The following is an 18,229-nucleotide window of genomic DNA, read 5'->3' as shown; positions in this document are numbered from 1 at the left end:
GGATCTTACGGCTTGTGTGCGCGCGAGAGGAATTCGTGCGACTGCATTTCCAGCAAGCGGCTCAGGGTGCGCTGGAACTCGAAGCTCAGGCGCCCGCCGGTGTAGAGGTCTTTCAGCTCCACCTCGGCCGAGATGATCAGCTTGACGTTACGGTCGTAGAACTCGTCCACCATGTTGATGAAGCGGCGAGCGATGTCATCGGTAGTGACGCCCATCTGCTCCACGTTGCTCAGCAACACGGCATGGAAGATCTTGCCCAGCTCGATGTAGTCGTTCTGGCTGCGCGGCCCGTCACACAGGGCACGGAAGTCGAACCAGGCGACGTCGTCGCAGGTGCGCAAGGCGTTGATCGGGCGGTTTTCGATCATCAGCACGTCGTTCTCGACGGCCTGGGTGCACTCGGGCGTCAGCGCCTTGAAGCTGGCGCGCATGCTCTGGTGCGCCGCATCGTTGAGCGGGAAGTGGAACAGTTCGGCCTGCTCCAGGTGACGCAAACGGTAGTCGACGCCGCTGTCGACGTTCACCACGTCGGTGTACTGCTTGATCATGGCGATGGCCGGCAGGAAGCGCGCGCGCTGCAGGCCGTCCTTGTACAGGCCGTCAGGGACGATGTTGGAGGTCGCCACCAGCGAGACACCGTTCTTGAACAGCTCTTCCATCAAAGTGCCAAGGATCATGGCATCGGTGATGTCGGAAACGAAGAATTCGTCGAAGCAGATCACCTTGGCTTCGTCGCTGAAGCGCTTGGCAATGATGGTCAGCGGGTTCTTTTCGCCCTTGAGGGTTTTCATTTCCTCGTGGACGCGCTTCATGAAGCGGTGGAAGTGCGTGCGCATCTTCTGCTTGAACGGCAGCGCTTCGTAGAAGGTGTCGACCAGATAGGTCTTGCCGCGCCCTACTCCACCCCAGAAGTACAGGCCTTTGACCGGCGTCTGCTCCTTCTTGCCGAACAGCTTGCCGAACACGCCCGGCTTTTTGTTCTGCGCGTGCACCAGGTCGTCGTATAGACGCTGCAGGTGACGTACCGCAGTTTCCTGCGCCGCGTCATGGAAGAAGTCGGGACGTTTCAGATCTGCTTGATATCGTTCTAGGGGCGTCATGATTTCGTTAGCGAGGCAACAAAAAACGGGCCGTCACTGTAGCGACAGGCCCGCTTAATGGCAATCAGACTTGCGGCGAAATGCCTCAGGCGGTTCGCATTCCTGTGGGAGCGGCGGTTCGGCGCCCCGATTTACCCGCGAAGCAGACAACGCGGTGCCTGGCACCGGCTATGCCGGTGTTCGCGGATAAATCCGCTCCTACAACGGCTGAAGCGCTACACGAAGGCTTTCGACAGCCGAATCACGGGCTTCGGCGCTGTCGAACTGCGGCCCGTCGGCAACCTGCTCGCCGTTGAGCCACAGGCTGAAGCCCAGGCCTTCGACACGCACGTCGGCTTCGCCGCCCTGCTGCAGCTGCTTGCTCACGGCACCGGCGCTCTTGCCGTCGGCGAAGCTGCGCGACAGCAGCAATTGCTCGCCATCGGCGGCCAGCAGGCGAAAGCGGAAGCTGCCATCTTCGTCACGGAAGCTGACAAAGCGCGCGCTCTTGGCGGCTTTCTTCTTCACTTCGGTGGTGGCCTGCACGCTGCTGCGGAACGAACGCAGGCCAACGGCCTCACGCAGCTGCTCGAGGAACGGGGTGGCGATCTTGCGGGCCTTGGCGGCGCCGGCAAGGAGGATGTCCTCCAGGTCTGCCGGGCGCGAGATCAGCTGGTGATAGTGCTCGCGCTTCTCGGCCAATTGGCCGTCGAGCAGCTGGAACAGGCGCTGCTTGGCCTCGCCCCAGCCCAGGCCCTGCAGCAGCTCTTCGCGGAACGCTGCGCACTGCGCTGGCGTCGAGAAGGCCTGGAACAGGGTGAACAGGTGCGAATTGTCCGGGTCCTTGGCTTCGCCAGGCGCACGCGAGTCGGTGACGATGCGCGAGATGGCGTCTTTCATGTCCTTGGCGCTGGTGAACAACGGGATGGTGTTGTCGTAGCTTTTCGACATCTTGCGCCCGTCCAGGCCCGGCAGGGTCGCCACGCTCTCCTCGATCACCGCTTCCGGCAGGGCGAAGAAGTCGTTGCCCTGGCCGAACAGGTGGTTGAAGCGCTGGCCGATGTCACGGGCCATTTCCACGTGCTGGATCTGGTCACGGCCGACCGGCACCTTGTTGGCATTGAACATCAGGATGTCTGCGGCCATCAGCACGGGGTAGCTGTACAGACCCATGGTCACGCCGGCGTCCGGGTCTTCGCCGGTTTCCAGGTTCTTGTCCACCGAGGCCTTGTAGGCGTGGGCGCGGTTGAGCAGGCCCTTGGCCGCGACGCAAGTCAGCAGCCAGGTCAGTTCCGGGATCTCGGGGATGTCGGACTGGCGGTAGAAGGTTACCTTCGCCGGGTCCAGGCCACCGGCCAGCCAGGTGGCGGCGATTTCCAGGCGCGAACGCTGGATGCGCAGCGGGTCGTCGCACTTGATCAGGGCGTGGTAGTCGGCCAGGAAGTAGAACGAGTCGACACCGGGCTGCTGGCTGGCGACGATCGCCGGGCGGATGGCGCCGGCGTAGTTGCCCAGGTGCGGGGTGCCGGTGGTGGTGATACCGGTGAGGATGCGCGTGGTCATGGGTGTTCGCTTATTCAGGCTTGGCTCAGTTCGAAAGGCGCGGCAGCAGCAGATCCTTCAGATCGGTCAGCTTGCCATGGAAGAAGTGTCCGCATTCTGCCACTTTCAGCAGCTCATGGGGGCGCCCCAGTGCGTCGGACCATTCGTAAACCAGTTGCGGATCGACGACTTCGTCGGCGTCCGGCTGCACGACGGCGATCGGGCAGCGCTGTGGCAACGGGAAGTCGGCGGTCAGGCGCATCACCGCCGGGGCGATCATGAACAGCTGTTGCAGCGCCACACCTTGCGCTTCAAGGCGCCCGGCCAGGCTGGTGGCGACAAAGCCGCCGAACGAGAAGCCCATCAGCACCAGCGGCAGCTCGGGGTGCTTCGCGCGCAACCACGCTGCGGCGGCCTCGGCATCGGCCACCTCGCCAGCACCCATGTCATGGCTGCCGGCACTTTGGCCGACACCGCGGTAGTTGAAGCGCAAGGTCACATAGCCGGCGTCGCGGGCGGTGCGCTGCAGGGTCGAAACCACCTTGTTGAGCATGGTGCCGCCCTGGACCGGGTTGGGGTGGCAGATCAGCACCGCACCGCGGGCATCGGCCACATCCAGGTACAAGGCTTCCAGCTGGCCGATCGGGCCATCGATGAACAAGGGGGTTTCGCGAACAAGCAAGGCACTACTCCGTGACCTCAAGGGGGGTCGTTTCGTCTAGGTGAGGAATTCTGTTCTGATTTGCGATCGCTCGCGGTATACAGCGCAGGTCTGAGCCGTTAACGTAAAGCAAAGCCGTTTATAGAGGAAGGACTCGTGGAACTCTCGCTCCTTGTTTGGTTGTTGCCAACCCTGGCCCTGGTCATCGGTGTGGCGGTCGGTTTCATCGTGGCCCGCCTGTTGCCCAATGCGGCGCCAAGCAGCACCCAACGTCAGCTGGACGATATCCAGCAGCGTTTCGACAGCTACCAGAACCAGGTGGTTACCCACTTCAACAGCACCGCGGTACTGGTCAAGAAGCTGACCCAGAGCTACCAGGACGTGCAAGATCACCTGGCCGACGGCGCCAACCACCTGGCACTCGACGAGCTGACCCGCCAGCGTCTGCTCGCCGCCCTGCACTCCGAGGGTACCCAGGGTCCGCGTGACCGCCTGACCCCGCCGAAGGACACCGCCGAAGTGCCGCGCGACTATGCACCGAAGTCGCCGAACTCGCCGGGCATGCTCGACGAGAGCTACGGGCTCAAGCGCTGAACCGCTTAAACGAACAAGGCCTCGCATGAGGCCTTTTTCTTGGGCTGGATTCACTGGCCTCTTCGTGGGTAAACCCGCGAAGAGGCCCGAGCAAGCAATCTAGCTGCAAGCCTTCAAAGCCTGCTCGACATCCGCCAGCAGATCCTCGACATCTTCCAGCCCCACCGACAACCGCACCAGGCCCTCGGAAATCCCGTGATGCGCCCGCTCTTCGGGCGTATAGCTGGAATGGGTCATGCTCGCAGGGTGCTGCGCCAGCGACTCGGCATCGCCCAGGCTCACCGCCCGGGCAAACAGTTGCAGCGCATTCATGAAGCGCCGCCCGGCTTCGATACCGCCCTTGAGCTCGAAAGCGATCATGCCGCCCGGCAAGCGCATCTGCCGCTGCGCCAGTTCGTATTGAGCGAACGAGGGCAGCCCCGGATACTGGATCAGCTCCACCTGCGGCTGACACGCAAGGAATTCAGCAACTTGCAGGGCATTCGCGCAGTGACGGTCCATGCGCAACGCGAGGGTCTTGATGCCACGCATCAAAAGTGAGGCATCGTGCGGCGACAGTACCGCGCCAGTCATGTCCTTGAGGCCTTCAAGGCGAATCCGGTCCACCAGCGCCTTGCGCCCGATCACCAGGCCAGCCGTGATATCACCGTGGCCACTGAGGTACTTGGTCGCCGAATGCACCACCAGGTCGGCGCCCAACTCCAGAGGCCGCTGCAGATACGGCGTGCAATAGGTATTGTCGACCACGATATGCAGGTCATGCCCCCGCGCCGCTTCGGCCACCGCCGCGATATCGACCAGTTGCATGTTCGGATTGGCCGGGGTTTCGAAGTAGATCATCCGAGTCTTGTGGGTGATCGCTGCTTTCAGCGCGCTGGTGTCGTTGAGGTCGACATGGCGGATTTTCACCCCGAACTCGCCGATGCCATGGTGCATGAAGGCAAAGGTGCAGCCATACACCGTGCGCCCCACGATCAGTTCGTCACCGGGGCGCAGCAGGGTCCACAAGGTCGATGTGATCGCGCCCATGCCCGAGGCCAGCGCCAGGCCTGCCTCGCCCCCTTCCAGCGACGCCATGCGCTGCTCCAGCAAGGCCAGGGTCGGGTTGGAGATGCGGCTGTAGAAGTGGCCGCCCTCCTCCCCGGCAAAGCATGCTGCGCCGTATTCGACGCTGGGGAAAGCATAGGTTGCAGTCTGATAAACCGGCGGCACCAAGGCACCGCCGTGGGAAAGCGGGTCGTAGCCATAGTGGATGGCGCGGGTGGAAAAACCGATGTTGTTATGGGAGTCGCGCATGGCAACAGCCTCTGGTGGTTTGCTATAAGCTTATGCCACCGAGCTGCCTGAATTTTTCCAAAATTACCCACGTATCTGTGCATGTTTTGGAAAGAAAACAATAAATACAACACCAGGAGGGCAAAACATGCCTTCAAGCCTCGACCGCACCGACCGCGCCCTGCTCGCGGCCTTGCAGGATAACGCCCGCCTCACCGTCTCTGAACTGGCCGACCAGGTCGCGCTGACCACCTCGCCTTGTTGGCGACGGGTCAAGTTGTTGGAGGACAACGGCTACATCACCGGTTATCAGGCCATTCTTTCGCCCAAATCGCTGGGGTTTGGGGTGACGGCGTTTGTCAGCATCATGATGGATTCGCATACCAAGGACATGGCTTTGGCGTTCGAGCAAAGGCTGATGGAGATTCCCGAAATAGTGTCCTGCCACAACATATCCGGACGGTATGACTTTTTGCTGGAGATTCTGGCGAGGGATCTGGAGTCGTTCGGGGAGTTTACTCGGGAAGTGCTGCAGCGGTTGCCGGGGGTGAAAGAGATCTATTCGAGTTTTTCCTACAAGGCGGTTAAGGAAAAACGCGTTATTCCTGTTGCTGAAAAACACATCTAAAACAGATCTTTCCAGTCAGTAGGAATCCTCCTACTGATTGACGAGCAGCGCCTGACATACGAGAAACACTGCCTGAAGCACGCTTGCCATGTAGCGACCAGGAGGATGTCTACATGGCTCAAAATGAAACCGTCAAATTTGGTGAACCCTTCCGTGATTCCCGCGGTGCGCTGAATCTGAATGAGGGCGTCTTGACGCGCGCGCAAGCCCCAGATCGAGTGCCTCTCAGCCCGTTGCCCCCGTTGTCTGGGACCGGCTATGGCGGCTGGGGGCTGGATGTAGGGCGGCCTCGAGGTACTGGAGGGCCTAGCCCTTTCGCCCAGGAAAAAGGCTGGCGAACGGTTTTCGGCGAGGAGTTTACTGCCGTCAACAATATCCACGCCGAACAATATGCACCCGCTCTTGAGCAACTTCCCGCGCAAATCAGTGCTGAACGCGCTGCCATCGAACAACAGGCAATCGCGGGAGCTGCGGGTCAGCCTGTCCAGCATCTGGAGCTACGCCAACAACTGGCCACTACGAGCTTGCAACAAAGGCGCGCCGAGTATCTTCAAATCGCACCCGTGGCAATCAGCTTCTACGGTGCCATTCCTTTTTATAAACGCTACGACTCCTTCGCCACCCGTTTGAATGACGATGGCGCATTCCCGATGGGCACCTCTGGCGAGGTATGGGGCCGACAAGTCTGGGAGACTTTCAACGCTTCTGTCGATGCCGCCTACCGCTTGCACATCGCAGCGCAGAAGTTTCAGGCGTTGGCGGTGGACCTGCCTGAAATGGCTCGCCAGGTCGACGAGGCAGAAATTGCGCAACCTGCTGTCGACCTCCCCAAAGCCATCGAACGGCGGTATGGGCAAATTCTTCATGAACAGCAGATCTGCTTCGACTGCCTGCCCAGCTTCCTGCAGCACCAAGTGGCTCAATCCACACCAACCCAGGAAACCGATACCCTCATCCAGCGCTTTTCGGCCTATGTAAACACTGCCAATGCGCTGATCACCGCGAAGCAAACCGAGATACCCGCTTTCAGTGACTCCAACCCGAACATCGTCTCGCCACTTTCCAAGCCTCAAACCGAGGCACTGCAAGACCTCGTCGACGAACAGGCCACCCGCCGGGCCGGCGTGCTTTGGGCAGATTATCACCGGGCACTGGCGCTCACAGAGTCCATTCGCTATTTGCAGCAATTCAGCGCGTCCATGGCGAACCTCACCCAGCGTGCGATGGAAATGGAACAACTGCAGGTAAGGATTGCAGCCGAACATGCAGCTGCCGAAGAGGCTGCACGTCAGCAAGCAGAAGCAGCGCGGATAGCTAGCGAAGAAGCTGCACGTCAGCAAGCAGAAGCTGAACGGATAGCTGCCGAAGAAGCGGCCCGGCAGCAAGCCGAGGCAGCACGCCAACGCATCAGTTACATCAACGACACCCACTCCGCTGCCTCTGCGACGACCGTCATTCCGATCGGGTTGGCGACCTTTGCTGCGGATGTCGCGTCGGTTGCTATTCGCGAAGCAATCATCGCAGCGGTAGGTCGATTGGCTACCACAAAGGCCCCCTTGGCTGTAGCCATACTTTCGGCAGCCTGGCCTGCAACGCTGGGTAATTCGGAAAGGCGGTACCTGATCAGCACTCCTCTTTCCAGCCTTTCTCCACCAGACGGACCTGACCTGGCCGCCCTCGCCCTTTCAACAGCCAGCGTGGACGTGCCTTATTTACTTGCCGGTAGTGAAGACGCAAACGACATCAGCTTGTACCTGGTTCCCGGCGGTAAGGCAGTGCCGGTAAGGGCCGCAACACTTGATGCTGAACGGCAGGTATACAGCCTCGCACTGGAGAACCCACAGCGCATCCTGACCTGGACACCCGCCAGCCCGCCCGGAGGTGGTGAAGGTAGCTCCACTAGCCTGCCACCCGCTCCGCCGGGCACGGTTGTTTACACCGGCAGCAGCCTCAACCCTGTAAGCAACACAACGGAAAGCTATCCTGCACTGGATCTTCTCGATCAGGAACGGCTGATCATCACCTTCCCGATCGACTCGGGATTGCCGCCTATCCTGGTGGTTTTCAAGAGTCCACGGTATGAACCGGGAACCGTCACAGGTCAAGGATCAATGGTCGAAGGTGTCTGGCTTTCAGAGGAAACCCGGAAAGCTGGCGCCGCAATTCCCGCTGTAATTGCAGACTTGCTGAGAGGCAGAGAATTTCGAGACTTTGATGCGTTCAGAAGTGAATTCTGGAAAATTGTCGCCAATACACTAGAGCTCTCAAAGCAATTCAACACCACAAACAATAAGCTCATGAGCAAAGGCTACGCCCCTAAGGCGCGCGACATCGACCACTACAAAGGTAATGCTACCTTTATACTTCACCATGTCATTCCAATTTCGGAAGGTGGAGCCGTATACGACGTAGACAATATAAGAGTGGTGACACCAGAGGCTCATAACCGAATCCACTACGGGACATCGCAATGAAAGACAACAAGATATTTTCCGACTTCACCGAGGCTGAATTCCTTGAGTTCATTACCTCCATCACCGATCCGGCGGATGATGTAAGCGAAAAAGAACTGGATTTGCGCATCTTGAAATTCAAAGAAATCTCTGAGCACCCCAGCGGATCTGACCTTATCTATTGGCCTGAAGCCGATGGGTTGGACACCCCTGAAGAAATTTTACGAATTATTAAAGAGTGGCGCGCCTCCAACCAAAAAACCGGATTAAAAGCCCCTTGAGCCCTAAGCCCCGCTCCGGCGGGGTACCTCCCTTTGGAGTGAGAACACTCCTACAATCTCTTCAAAATGAACCTACATCCAATGTAGCACGGTGAATATTTCCATCCCAAAAAAACACAGCCATGATCTCGACATCACTTCAAGAGAGAAACGCTGACATGGCATTCCCACTCCCCGGGCATATAGCAAACAAACTTGCTGAACAAACCTTCAACGACTTCGACGATTTCTCTCAGGCTTTCTGGCTGGCAATCGCAGAAGATCCGATCTACTCCCAACAATTCGTTACCTCGCAACTCAACCGCATCAAGCAAGGCTGGCCACCCCGCGCGCCTTTCGGTGAAACCGCAAAAGGCGTGCGCAACTTTGAGATCTGCCACCTCGACTCACCCGCCTTTGGCGGTGCGATGTACGACGCCGAGAACCTGCGGATCATGAGTGCCCTGCAGTACGCGCTGTCATCGGAGGTAAAGTGGTGATTAGTCAAAAACTCTCCCTTACAGATTACACGTGCGCCGAATTCAGGACTGTGGTTGAGGAATTGCTACAGGCTTCCGGTACCTCGGCTTGGCAGGATCGCTTGCTCGAACACTTTATCGAGATGGCCGGACACCCGGATGGCTCTGACCTCCTCTACTACCCGGCAAACGACCTCGAGGGCTGCGCCGAAGGGGTGATCGCACGGATCATTGCTTGGCGAAAATCAAAGGAACTTTCCCTGTTCAAAGACATGCAATGAACAAATGTGTATGGATGCTGATGCTGCTTCTATCCGGTTGCGCCAATGGCAGAATCCTTCTTTTGTCTGATCGGCAGAACCAGAAATTCGCCTGCGATATGGATCCTTACAAGCAAGGATGTGAACACCCAAGTGACTATGACCGGCACTTCAAGTCCATCTAGGACAAGAAAGGCTAAGTAGCTCCTGCCGTTCATTTGGCGGCACCTGCAAACACCACGGCAGTTGCTCGGAGGCTTTTCATGAGTGGTATGGCGAAACAGCCCGAAAATACCATTGCCAGGCAAGTGCTAGAGACACTGAGGCGTTATCCGGAGCTGATACGCCACATACCAGTGGGTACAGCGCTGCACCGCGTCCAGCCTTCCTTATAAGATGCCAACCCCGTCAACTATTGTGCAGACTCCGACACCCGCTATGCCGATCCCGCCAAACAGATCGGCGTCTATTACCTCGGTCTCACCGAGGAGGTTGCCGTGGCCGAGTCCTTCCAGCCTGGCCAGGGTGTTGATGACCAGTCAGTGAGTCTCTGGCGACTAGAGCAAACATCACTGCATCGACTCAAGGCGGCGCGTGTATTGAACGTGGTTGACGTGGCCGCATTGGCGAATAGAGCCACCCACCACAAAGTGCGCGATATCGTGCAGGCCAAGGGACAGGGACGAGAGGGATATGCACTCACCCAAAAAATCAGCCAAGCATGCATGAATGTCGGTGAGGTCGATGGCCTGCTCTATCAGTCAGCGGTTTACACCGTGACCGGGTCCATGGACGGGTGCAACCTGGTGCTGTTCGAGGGCCGTAGGCGCCAAGTCGAGGCGATCAGCCACCAACTGTGTATGGAAGCACTGTTACCGAATGGGGAGACGGCTGTGGAATTCCTGGAGAGTCTGGGTGTAGTGCTGGAGTGAGCACAAAAAAGCGGACCTCTCACGAGGCCCGCCTTCACTGTCCCGCCATGAACGCATTCCGGTAGTCACGCTTGATAATTTCCAGAGCAGCTGAATCATCCAGTACTTCAAACCGGGGCACTTCGTTGCTCGGCTCGCCTGGGTCGGAGTAATCCATTCTGCCGACCAGGTGCTGAACGAGCGTGTTCATTGCTTCCGTATCAGCAGGATCAACATCAAGCGATGTAATCAATGCCTCAATGATCGACCTTGGCTTGTTTTCGACAAACTGAAACGACGGGTAGAACTTTCTGCGATTGCCGGTATTGGTGTAGGCCAGGAGCTTCCCCGCCTTGGTCTTCTGACTTAGTGCTTGTTTGGTAATGCCCAGAATTTCGCACGCTGCTTTAGCGTCGAGCAGCTCACAGCGAGTGTCTACCCGTTCAAAGGCGCGCGCCTTCATCCTGGCCACCGCCTCCTGGTTGCGCGTTGCAATACTACGCTTCGCCTCAACCTCGACCTTGGCGAGCGCAGCAAAAGCCTTCTCGTCTGCAAGCGCCACGGCTTTCAGCACTACCGCCGCCGACGCTCGAGCAAGATGCTCCTCGAAGCGCTCCCGCAATGCAGCCTTGGCGGCCTCGATGCTTGCGAGCGCGGGATGAATCGCATCGTGGGAGACCACACTCATGAAACCTCCTCAGAGCCTGGGTTGCCCGTGTGCCCATAGGCTAGAGCCCCGAGAAAAATCTGTCAACTTGTCAAGTTGTCAAAATATAAAGCAATCATAGAAACCCCAAAAAACAAAAAACCCCGCCGAAGCGGGGTTTTTCATTCAGCACCTGCGTTTAGATAGCGCCACGCTGACGCAGCACATCCAGCACCTGCTTCACGCCTTCTTCAACACTGGTGCTCTGGGTATCAATCACCAGGTCCGCATCCAGCGGCACATCGAACGGGAAGCTTTCGCCCGGGATGTTGTCGCCACCCGCAGCGTACAGGCCTTGCGGATCACGCTCGCGGCACGCCAGCGGCGAGGCCTGAACGTAAACGGTCACCAGGCGGTCCTTGCCGATCAGCGCCTTGGCCTGTTCGCGGCCTTCGGCATCCGGGGCAACGAACGCAGCCAGGGTCAGCAGGCCGGCTTCGTTGAACTGGCGCGCCACGTGGGCGGCGCGACGCCAGTTCTCGGTGCGGCCGGCGCGGTCCTGTGGCAGGCCCTTGTTCAGATCATGGCGCAGGTTCTGGCCATCGAGCACGTACACCGCACGGCCCATGTCGAACAGCTTGCGCTCGACGGCATAGGCCAGAGTGCTCTTGCCAGCCCCGGACAGGCCGCTGAACAGCACGGTGGCCGGTTGCTGGCCGAAGCGCAGGGCGCGCTCTTCGGTAGCCACGTGAGCCTGCTTGCCATGCTGGCCGGTGCTGCCGTGCGGCAGAACTGGCGGCGCGATGATCATGCCGGCGCCGACGGTGCCGTTGGTCAGGCGGTCGATGACGATGAACGCGCCAGTGGTGCGGTTGCTGTCGTAACCGTCCAGGGCGATCGAGGCGTCCAGGGCTACCTTGACGCGGCCGATCTCGTTCAGCTGCAGAGCGCTGGCAGCACCCTGCTCCAACGTATTCACATCGACCTTGTGGGTGATGCTGGCAATCGAGCCCGGCACATAGCTGGTGGCGCGCTTGATGTCGTATTTCTTGCCTGGGAGCATCGGCTCTTCGGCCATCCACACCAGCATGGCGTCGAACTGGTCGGTCACCGGTGGCACGTTATCGGCGTGCACCAGCAAGTCGCCACGGGAGATATCGATCTCGTCTTCCATGGTCAGGGTCACGGCCTGGCCTGGGCCGGCGCTTTCCAGTTCACCTTCGTAGGTGACGATGGACTTGACCCGGCTGCTCTTGCCCGAAGGCAGCACGACGATTTCGTCGCCCTTGTGCACCACGCCACTGGCGAGGGTGCCGGCGAAGCCGCGGAAGTTCAGGTTCGGGCGGTTGACGTACTGCACCGGGAAACGCAGGTCGGTGAAGTTGCGGTCTGCCGACACTTCGACGGTTTCGAGGATTTCCATCAGCGTCGGGCCGGCGTACCACGGCGAGCGATCGCTGTGGTTGACCACGTTGTCGCCCTTGAGCGCCGACATCGGCACGAAGTGCAGGCTGCTCGGGGTCAGGTTGATGGCGTCGGCGAACTTCAGGTAGTCGGCCTTGATGGACTCGAAGATTTCTTCATCGAAGCCCTTGAGGTCCATCTTGTTGACCGCAACCACGATGTGCTTGATGCCCAGCAAGGATGCGATGTAGCTGTGGCGGCGGGTCTGGGTCTGCACGCCGTAGCGGGCATCGACCAGGATGATCGCCAGGTCACAGGTCGACGCACCGGTGGCCATGTTGCGGGTGTACTGCTCGTGGCCCGGGGTGTCGGCGATGATGAACTTGCGCTTGGCGGTGGAGAAGTAGCGGTAGGCGACATCGATGGTGATGCCCTGCTCACGCTCGGCCTGCAGGCCGTCGACCAGCAGCGCCAGGTCGACTTCTTCGCCGGTGGTGCCGACTTTCTTCGAATCACGGGTGATGGCCTCGAGGTGGTCCTCGTAGATCATCTTGGAGTCGTGCAGCAGGCGCCCGATCAGGGTGCTCTTGCCATCGTCGACGTTGCCGCAGGTCAGGAAGCGCAGCAGTTCCTTGCGCTCGTGCTGGGCCAGGTAGGCGAGGATGTCCTCGCTGATCAGATCAGATTGGTGCGACATGGAGTAACCCTGAAATTAGAAGTAGCCTTGGCGTTTCTTGTCTTCCATGGAACCGGCGCCATCGTGGTCGATGACACGGCCCTGGCGTTCGGACGTACGGGTCAGGAGCATTTCCTGAATGATGTCCGTCAGGGTCTCGGCTTCCGACTCGACAGCGCCCGTCAGCGGGTAGCAGCCGAGGGTACGGAAACGCACCTTCTTCTTGACGATGCGCGCCTTCTCTTCCTCGGAGAGGTGCTCGAGGATGCGCTCGTCGTCGATCATGATCAGGGTGCCGTTCTTCTCGATGACTTCACGCTCGGCGGCGAAGTACAGCGGCACGATTGGGATGCCTTCGAGGTAGATGTACTGCCAGATGTCCAGCTCGGTCCAGTTCGACAGCGGGAAGACGCGGATCGACTCGCCCTTGTTGACCTTGCCGTTGTAGACGTTCCACAGCTCTGGGCGCTGGTTCTTCGGGTCCCAGCGGTGCTTGCTGTCACGGAACGAGTAGACACGCTCCTTGGCCCGCGACTTCTCTTCGTCACGGCGCGCGCCACCGAAGGCGGCATCGAAACCATGCTTGTCCAGCGCCTGCTTGAGGCCCTGGGTCTTCATGATGTCGGTGTGCTTGGAGCTGCCATGGGTGAATGGGTTGATGCCCTGCGCCACACCCTCGGGGTTGACGTGGGTGATCAGCTCCAGGCCCATTTCCTCGACCATCTTGTCGCGGAAGCTGTACATCTCCTGGAATTTCCACTGGGTGTCGACGTGCATCACCGGGAACGGCAGCTTGCCCGGGAAGAAGGCCTTGCGCGCCAGGTGCAGCATCACGGCGGAATCCTTGCCGATCGAGTACAGCATCACCGGGTTATCGAACTCGGCGGCCACCTCGCGGATGATGTGGATGCTTTCCGCCTCCAGCTGTTTCAAGTGCGTCAGTTTGTCGACCATGGCTACTCACGAAAAAACACGAAAAACGATCTTATGGACGGCCAGCGGGCCGTGTTCGAGCGAGCCACTTTATCACAGCGGCTGCTTCTATTTAGGAGGCGGGCTAGATCGAAAAAGTCTAACGATATGACTGAGGGTTTGGGGCTGGCCGGCCTGGCGCTTTCGCGGGTAAACCCGCTCCCACAGGTGATGCACAGCCTCAGGCCTGGCCCTATCCCTGTGGGAGCAGCTGAATTGCTCAACTCATGAAGACTGGCGCTATCCCTGTGGGAGCGGGTTTACCCGCGAAGCAGGCGACGCCGATATCAGATCGGATTTGGGCAGTCGACGAACAGATGCTCCAGGGCAAACCGCCGCGCCAGGTAATCGCCCAGCGCCTGCACGCCGTACCGCTCGGTTGCATGGTGCCCGGCGGCGATGAAGCTCACCCCGTTCTCCCGGGCGCTGTGATAGGTCTGCTCCGACGCCTCGCCGGTGAGATACAGGTCCACTCCGGCAGCGATCGCGGTATCGATATAGCCCTGCCCGCCCCCGGTGCACCAGCCGACCCGACGAATCATCTGGTCGCCTTCCACCAGCAACGGCTCGCGCCCGAGCACTTCCTGCACCCGGCGGGCAAAATCGCGCGCGGTCACCGGTTCGCTCAGCGAGCCGACCAGCCCGACCACCTTGGGGTTTGCCGGATCCAGCGGGCCTTCGACGGTGATATCCAGTTGCCGCGCCAGCTGCACGTTGTTGCCAACCTCGGGGTGCACATCCAACGGCAGATGAAACGCCAGCAGGCTGATGTCGTGCTTCAGCAATGTCTTCAGGCGGCGCTGACGGATCCCGGTAACGCACGGGTTCTCGCCCTTCCAGAAGTAACCGTGGTGCACCAGGATCAGGTCGGCCTCGGCCTCGACCGCAGCATCCAGCAGCGCCTGGCTGGCAGTGACGCCGCTGACGATGCGGATGACCTGCGGCCGCCCCTCGACCTGCAGGCCGTTGGGGCAATAATCCTGGATCTTCGCGCTGCCCAGGTAGCGTTCGGCTTCCTCGACGAGGGTGTTGAGTGCGACGGCCATGAAAATCTCCTCGAAATCTGCGCTTTTCCCGGGCGCAACGCCTGGAGAACGCCCGTATAATGCCGGCCATTATGGGCCGTCGCCGGCATCGGGGGAACCGGTGTATGATCGCGCGCGCTCATGCCCCACTGCGCGGCCGACGGCCCCCCGCTCTTTCCAGGACTCGTTCATGTTCAAGGCTTTGCGTTACTTTGGCTGGCCCCTGCTCACCGGCATTCTGATCGCCGTACTGATCATCCAGCGCTACCCAGAGTGGGTCGGCCTGCCCAGCCAGGACGTCAACCTGCAGCAAGCCCCGCAAACCACGCGGATCATGCAGGGCCCGGTGTCCTACGCTGACGCCGTGACCCTCGCCGCCCCGGCAGTGGTCAACCTGTACACCACCAAGGTGGTGAACAAGACCGCTCACCCGCTGTTCGAGGACCCGCAGTTCCGCCGCTTCTTCGGTGACAACCTGCCCAAGCAGCGCCGCTGGGAGTCGAGCCTGGGTTCGGCGGTGATCATGAGCCCCGAGGGCTACCTGCTGACCAACAACCACGTCACCAGCGGCGCCGACCAGATCGTCGTGGCCCTGAAGGACGGCCGCGAAACCCTGGCACGGGTGATCGGTAGCGACCCGGAAACCGACCTGGCGGTATTGAAGATCGACCTGAAGAACCTGCCAGCCATCACCATTGGCCGCTCCGACAACATCCACATCGGTGATGTGGTGCTGGCCATCGGCAACCCATTCGGCGTTGGCCAGACCGTGACCATGGGCATCATCAGCGCCACCGGCCGCAACCAGCTGGGCCTGAACAACTACGAAGACTTCATTCAGACCGACGCGGCGATCAACCCGGGCAACTCCGGTGGTGCGCTGGTCGACGCCAATGGCAACCTGGTCGGTATCAACACGGCAATCTTCTCCAAGTCCGGCGGCTCCCAGGGCATCGGCTTCGCCATCCCGATCAAGCTGGCGCTTGAAGTGATGAAATCGATCGTCGAACACGGCCAGGTGATCCGTGGCTGGCTGGGCATCGAGGTGCAGCCGTTGAGCCAGGAACTGGCCGAATCGTTCGGCATGCAGGGCCGCCCTGGCATCGTGGTGGCCGGCATCTTCCGCGACGGCCCGGCACAGAAGGCCGGGTTGCAGCTGGGTGACGTGATCCTGAGCATCAACGGTGAACCCGCCGGCGACGGGCGCAAGTCGATGAACCAGGTCGCGCGGATCAAGCCGACCGACAAGATCACCATCGAGGTGATGCGCAATGGTCAGCAGTTGAAGCTGATTGCCGAGGTGGGGCTGCGCCCGCCTCCTGCACCGGCCACCAACTCGGAAGAGAAGTAAGGGCAAATTGGGGCTGCTTTGCAGCCCTTCGCGGGCAAGCCCGCTCCCACAGGTACTGCACTGGACTCAAAGTCGGTGCCGTACCTGTGGGAGCGGGCTTGCCCGCGAAGGGCCGCAAAGCGGCCCAGGTTGCATCAGTGCAGGATCTGGCTGAGGAACAGCTTGGTCCGGTCACTGCGCGGTCGGTCGAAGAAGTCATCCGGCGCCGCCTGCTCGACGATCTCCCCTTTGTCCATGAAGATCACCCGGTTCGCCACGGTGCGGGCAAAGCCCATTTCGTGGGTCACACAGAGCATGGTCATGCCGTCCTCCGCCAGGCCGACCATGGTGTCGAGCACTTCCTTGACCATTTCCGGGTCCAGCGCCGACGTCGGCTCGTCGAACAGCATGATCTTCGGCTTCATGCACAGCGCCCGGGCAATCGCCACGCGCTGCTGCTGGCCACCGGACAACTGCCCCGGAAACTTGTGCGCCTGCTCCGGAATACGCACCCGCTCCAGATAGTGCATGGCGATTTCCTCGGCCTTGCGCCGCGGCATCTTGCGCACCCACATCGGCGCCAGGGTGCAGTTTTCCAGAATGCTCAGGTGTGGGAACAGGTTGAAGTGCTGGAACACCATGCCCACCTCGCGGCGGATCGCCTCGATCTGCTTGAGGTCGTTGGTCAGCTCCACGCCATCGACCACGATGCGGCCCTGTTGGTGTTCTTCCAGGCGGTTGAGGCAACGGATGGTGGTCGACTTGCCCGAGCCGGACGGGCCGCACAGCACGATACGCTCGCCCTGGCGCACGTTCAGGTTGATGTCCTTGAGCACATGGAACTGGCCGTACCACTTGTTCACGCCCTGCATCTGGATGATGCCTTCGGGGCCGGCAGGCTGCTTGATCGCTTCACTCATTTCGAAACTCCTAACGCTTGTGGCCAGTGTCCAGCTTGCGCTCCAGGTGCATGGAGTAGCGGGACATACCGAAACAGAAAATCCAGAACACCAGGGCGGCGAACACATAGCCCTCGGTGGCCATGCCCAGCCAGGCCGGATCGGCAGCAGCTTGCTTGACGCTGTTGAGCAGGTCGAAAAGGCCGATGATGATCACCAGGCTGGTGTCCTTGAACAGGGCGATGAAGGTGTTGACGATGCCGGGGATCACCAGCTTGAGCGCTTGCGGCAGAATCACCAGGCCCATGGCGCGCCAGTAGCCCAGGCCCATGGCGGCGGCAGCTTCGTACTGGCCCTTGGGAATGGCCTGCAAGCCACCGCGCACCACCTCGGCGACGTACGCCGACTGGAACAGGATCACCCCGATCATCGCCCGCAGCAGCTTGTCGAAGCTCATGCCTTCAGGCAGGAACAACGGCAGCATCACCGACGACATGAACAGCACGGTGATCAGCGGCACGCCCCGCCAGAACTCGATGAACGTGACGCAGACCACCTTCACCGCCGGCATCCGCGAACGCCGCCCGAGGGCCAGCAGAATGCCCAGCGGCAAGGCACCGACGATGCCCACGGTGGCAATCACCAGGGTCAGCATCAGCCCGCCCCACTGGCTGGTGGCGACGTTGGTCAGGCCCAGCAGGCCGCCGTGCAGCAAGGTGTAGGCAATGACCGGATACAGCACCAGAAAGCCCAGGCCGTAGATGGCCTTGCGCGGGAAGCGCTTGATGAACAGCGGTGCAGCGCCGAGCACGGCCAGCCACACGGTGAGGTCCACGCGCCAGCGCAGCTCGACCGGGTAGTAGCCATACATGAACTGGCCAAAGCGCTGTTGCACGAACACCCAGCAGGCGCCGTCCTTGGTGCAGTCGGCGCGGGTGGTGCCGACCCAGTTGGCGTCGATCAGCGCCCATTGCACCAGCGGTGGCACGATCAGCCATATCAGGTACACGGCGAACAGGGTCAGCAGGGTGTTGAGCCAGCTGGAAAACAGGTTGGCACGCATCCATGCGAGCACGCCGACGGTTTTCACCGGTGGCGGCATGTCGGGTTTGAAAACATGTGCATTCACGTGCGT

18 protein-coding genes are annotated in these 18,229 nt (G+C 60.4%); 8 read left to right on the top strand and 10 right to left on the bottom strand.

Features of this window, described 5'->3' with window-relative positions:
* Positions 1-5: 5 nt before the first annotated feature.
* From zapE to BUQ73_RS03060, 3 genes are all read right to left on the bottom strand, one after another.
* Entirely contained in the window at positions 6-1,100 is a 1,095-nt protein-coding gene (gene zapE, locus BUQ73_RS03070) for a cell division protein ZapE (protein WP_079226627.1), read from the bottom strand.
* A 198-nt stretch (positions 1,101-1,298) separates the two neighbouring features.
* Complete coding sequence (locus BUQ73_RS03065) at positions 1,299-2,642, bottom strand: tryptophan--tRNA ligase (protein ID WP_079226626.1); 1,344 nt, start codon at positions 2,640-2,642, stop codon at positions 1,299-1,301.
* A 25-nt stretch (positions 2,643-2,667) separates the two neighbouring features.
* Positions 2,668-3,303: an alpha/beta hydrolase gene (locus tag BUQ73_RS03060; protein WP_079226625.1), complete on the bottom strand. Its 636-nt coding sequence runs from the start codon at positions 3,301-3,303 to the stop codon at positions 2,668-2,670.
* 135 nt (positions 3,304-3,438) lie between these two features.
* Here BUQ73_RS03060 and BUQ73_RS03055 point away from each other — a divergent pair, with 135 nt between their 5' ends.
* Positions 3,439-3,876 (top strand): YhcB family protein, encoded by a 438-nt coding sequence (locus BUQ73_RS03055; RefSeq protein WP_027918018.1) that lies wholly within the window; start codon positions 3,439-3,441, stop codon positions 3,874-3,876.
* A gap of 99 nt (positions 3,877-3,975) precedes the next feature.
* Here the strand turns inward: BUQ73_RS03055 and BUQ73_RS03050 are convergent, their stop codons facing one another.
* Positions 3,976-5,172: a methionine gamma-lyase gene (locus BUQ73_RS03050; RefSeq protein WP_079226624.1), complete on the bottom strand. Its 1,197-nt coding sequence runs from the start codon at positions 5,170-5,172 to the stop codon at positions 3,976-3,978.
* 127 nt (positions 5,173-5,299) lie between these two features.
* Here BUQ73_RS03050 and BUQ73_RS03045 point away from each other — a divergent pair, with 127 nt between their 5' ends.
* The 6 genes from BUQ73_RS03045 (at position 5,300) to BUQ73_RS03020 (ending at position 10,163) form a co-directional block, all read left to right on the top strand.
* A complete protein-coding gene (locus BUQ73_RS03045; protein ID WP_079226623.1) occupies positions 5,300-5,779 on the top strand; it encodes an Lrp/AsnC family transcriptional regulator in 480 nt (159 codons plus the stop codon).
* A gap of 113 nt (positions 5,780-5,892) precedes the next feature.
* Positions 5,893-8,253, top strand: coding sequence for an S-type pyocin domain-containing protein (locus BUQ73_RS03040; protein ID WP_079226622.1), 2,361 nt, complete (start codon positions 5,893-5,895; stop codon positions 8,251-8,253).
* A complete protein-coding gene (locus BUQ73_RS03035; RefSeq protein ID WP_079226621.1) occupies positions 8,250-8,513 on the top strand; it encodes a bacteriocin immunity protein in 264 nt (87 codons plus the stop codon). The genes BUQ73_RS03040 and BUQ73_RS03035 overlap by 4 nt, the downstream gene beginning before the upstream one ends.
* Positions 8,514-8,671: 158 nt before the next feature.
* The gene (locus BUQ73_RS03030) at positions 8,672-8,992 is read left to right on the top strand and encodes an S-type pyocin (protein ID WP_079226620.1); all 321 of its coding nucleotides are present in this window, start codon (positions 8,672-8,674) and stop codon (positions 8,990-8,992) included.
* Positions 8,989-9,252 (top strand): bacteriocin immunity protein, encoded by a 264-nt coding sequence (locus BUQ73_RS03025; protein ID WP_079230472.1) that lies wholly within the window; start codon positions 8,989-8,991, stop codon positions 9,250-9,252. The genes BUQ73_RS03030 and BUQ73_RS03025 overlap by 4 nt, the downstream gene beginning before the upstream one ends.
* A 437-nt stretch (positions 9,253-9,689) precedes the next feature.
* Positions 9,690-10,163: an RES domain-containing protein gene (locus tag BUQ73_RS03020; protein ID WP_237772775.1), complete on the top strand. Its 474-nt coding sequence runs from the start codon at positions 9,690-9,692 to the stop codon at positions 10,161-10,163.
* A 34-nt stretch (positions 10,164-10,197) separates the two neighbouring features.
* On the opposite strand, the gene BUQ73_RS03015 is transcribed toward BUQ73_RS03020, so the two are convergent.
* The 4 genes from BUQ73_RS03015 to BUQ73_RS03000 all read right to left on the bottom strand — a co-directional run bounded on the left by BUQ73_RS03015 (position 10,198) and on the right by BUQ73_RS03000 (position 14,886).
* On the bottom strand, positions 10,198-10,830 hold the full coding sequence (locus BUQ73_RS03015) for a hypothetical protein (protein ID WP_192858680.1): 633 nt from the start codon (positions 10,828-10,830) through the stop codon (positions 10,198-10,200).
* A gap of 157 nt (positions 10,831-10,987) precedes the next feature.
* Entirely contained in the window at positions 10,988-12,889 is a 1,902-nt protein-coding gene (gene cysN, locus BUQ73_RS03010) for a sulfate adenylyltransferase subunit CysN (RefSeq protein ID WP_079226619.1), read from the bottom strand.
* Positions 12,890-12,904: 15 nt separating this feature from the next.
* A complete protein-coding gene (cysD, locus tag BUQ73_RS03005; RefSeq protein WP_003251799.1) occupies positions 12,905-13,822 on the bottom strand; it encodes a sulfate adenylyltransferase subunit CysD in 918 nt (305 codons plus the stop codon).
* A 305-nt stretch (positions 13,823-14,127) separates the two neighbouring features.
* The gene (locus tag BUQ73_RS03000) at positions 14,128-14,886 is read right to left on the bottom strand and encodes a Nif3-like dinuclear metal center hexameric protein (protein WP_079226618.1); all 759 of its coding nucleotides are present in this window, start codon (positions 14,884-14,886) and stop codon (positions 14,128-14,130) included.
* Positions 14,887-15,055: 169 nt separating this feature from the next.
* On the opposite strand from BUQ73_RS03000, the gene algW reads away from it, so the two are divergent.
* Complete coding sequence (gene algW, locus BUQ73_RS02995; protein WP_027918028.1) at positions 15,056-16,216, top strand: Do family serine endopeptidase AlgW; 1,161 nt, start codon at positions 15,056-15,058, stop codon at positions 16,214-16,216.
* 134 nt (positions 16,217-16,350) lie between these two features.
* Here algW and BUQ73_RS02990 read toward each other — a convergent pair whose 3' ends face one another.
* Together BUQ73_RS02990 and BUQ73_RS02985 are read right to left on the bottom strand one after the other, a co-directional pair.
* The gene (locus BUQ73_RS02990; RefSeq protein ID WP_027918029.1) at positions 16,351-17,115 is read right to left on the bottom strand and encodes an amino acid ABC transporter ATP-binding protein; all 765 of its coding nucleotides are present in this window, start codon (positions 17,113-17,115) and stop codon (positions 16,351-16,353) included.
* Positions 17,116-17,125: 10 nt separating this feature from the next.
* Positions 17,126-18,223 carry an amino acid ABC transporter permease gene (locus BUQ73_RS02985; protein ID WP_079226617.1) on the bottom strand — a complete coding sequence of 366 codons (1,098 nt, stop codon included), beginning with the start codon at positions 18,221-18,223 and terminating at the stop codon, positions 17,126-17,128.
* Positions 18,224-18,229 lie beyond the last annotated feature (6 nt).

The organism is Pseudomonas putida, assembly GCF_002025705.1.
Lineage (GTDB): Bacteria > Pseudomonadota > Gammaproteobacteria > Pseudomonadales > Pseudomonadaceae > Aquipseudomonas > Aquipseudomonas putida_J.
This window is presented reverse-complemented; position numbering and strand designations above follow the sequence as displayed.

What these genes read in the sequence shown, in the direction of transcription:
- zapE (WP_079226627.1), bottom strand. Translation starts at nt 1,100, where the DNA reads ATGACGCCCCTAGAACGATATCAAGCAGATCTGAAACGTCCCGACTTC.
- BUQ73_RS03065 (WP_079226626.1), bottom strand. Translation starts at nt 2,642, where the DNA reads ATGACCACGCGCATCCTCACCGGTATCACCACCACCGGCACCCCGCAC.
- BUQ73_RS03050 (WP_079226624.1), bottom strand. Translation starts at nt 5,172, where the DNA reads ATGCGCGACTCCCATAACAACATCGGTTTTTCCACCCGCGCCATCCAC.
- BUQ73_RS03045 (WP_079226623.1), top strand. Translation starts at nt 5,300, where the DNA reads ATGCCTTCAAGCCTCGACCGCACCGACCGCGCCCTGCTCGCGGCCTTG.
- BUQ73_RS03040 (WP_079226622.1), top strand. Translation starts at nt 5,893, where the DNA reads ATGGCTCAAAATGAAACCGTCAAATTTGGTGAACCCTTCCGTGATTCC.
- BUQ73_RS03035 (WP_079226621.1), top strand. Translation starts at nt 8,250, where the DNA reads ATGAAAGACAACAAGATATTTTCCGACTTCACCGAGGCTGAATTCCTT.
- BUQ73_RS03030 (WP_079226620.1), top strand. Translation starts at nt 8,672, where the DNA reads ATGGCATTCCCACTCCCCGGGCATATAGCAAACAAACTTGCTGAACAA.
- BUQ73_RS03015 (WP_192858680.1), bottom strand. Translation starts at nt 10,830, where the DNA reads ATGAGTGTGGTCTCCCACGATGCGATTCATCCCGCGCTCGCAAGCATC.
- cysN (WP_079226619.1), bottom strand. Translation starts at nt 12,889, where the DNA reads ATGTCGCACCAATCTGATCTGATCAGCGAGGACATCCTCGCCTACCTG.
- cysD (WP_003251799.1), bottom strand. Translation starts at nt 13,822, where the DNA reads ATGGTCGACAAACTGACGCACTTGAAACAGCTGGAGGCGGAAAGCATC.
- BUQ73_RS03000 (WP_079226618.1), bottom strand. Translation starts at nt 14,886, where the DNA reads ATGGCCGTCGCACTCAACACCCTCGTCGAGGAAGCCGAACGCTACCTG.
- algW (WP_027918028.1), top strand. Translation starts at nt 15,056, where the DNA reads ATGTTCAAGGCTTTGCGTTACTTTGGCTGGCCCCTGCTCACCGGCATT.
- BUQ73_RS02990 (WP_027918029.1), bottom strand. Translation starts at nt 17,115, where the DNA reads ATGAGTGAAGCGATCAAGCAGCCTGCCGGCCCCGAAGGCATCATCCAG.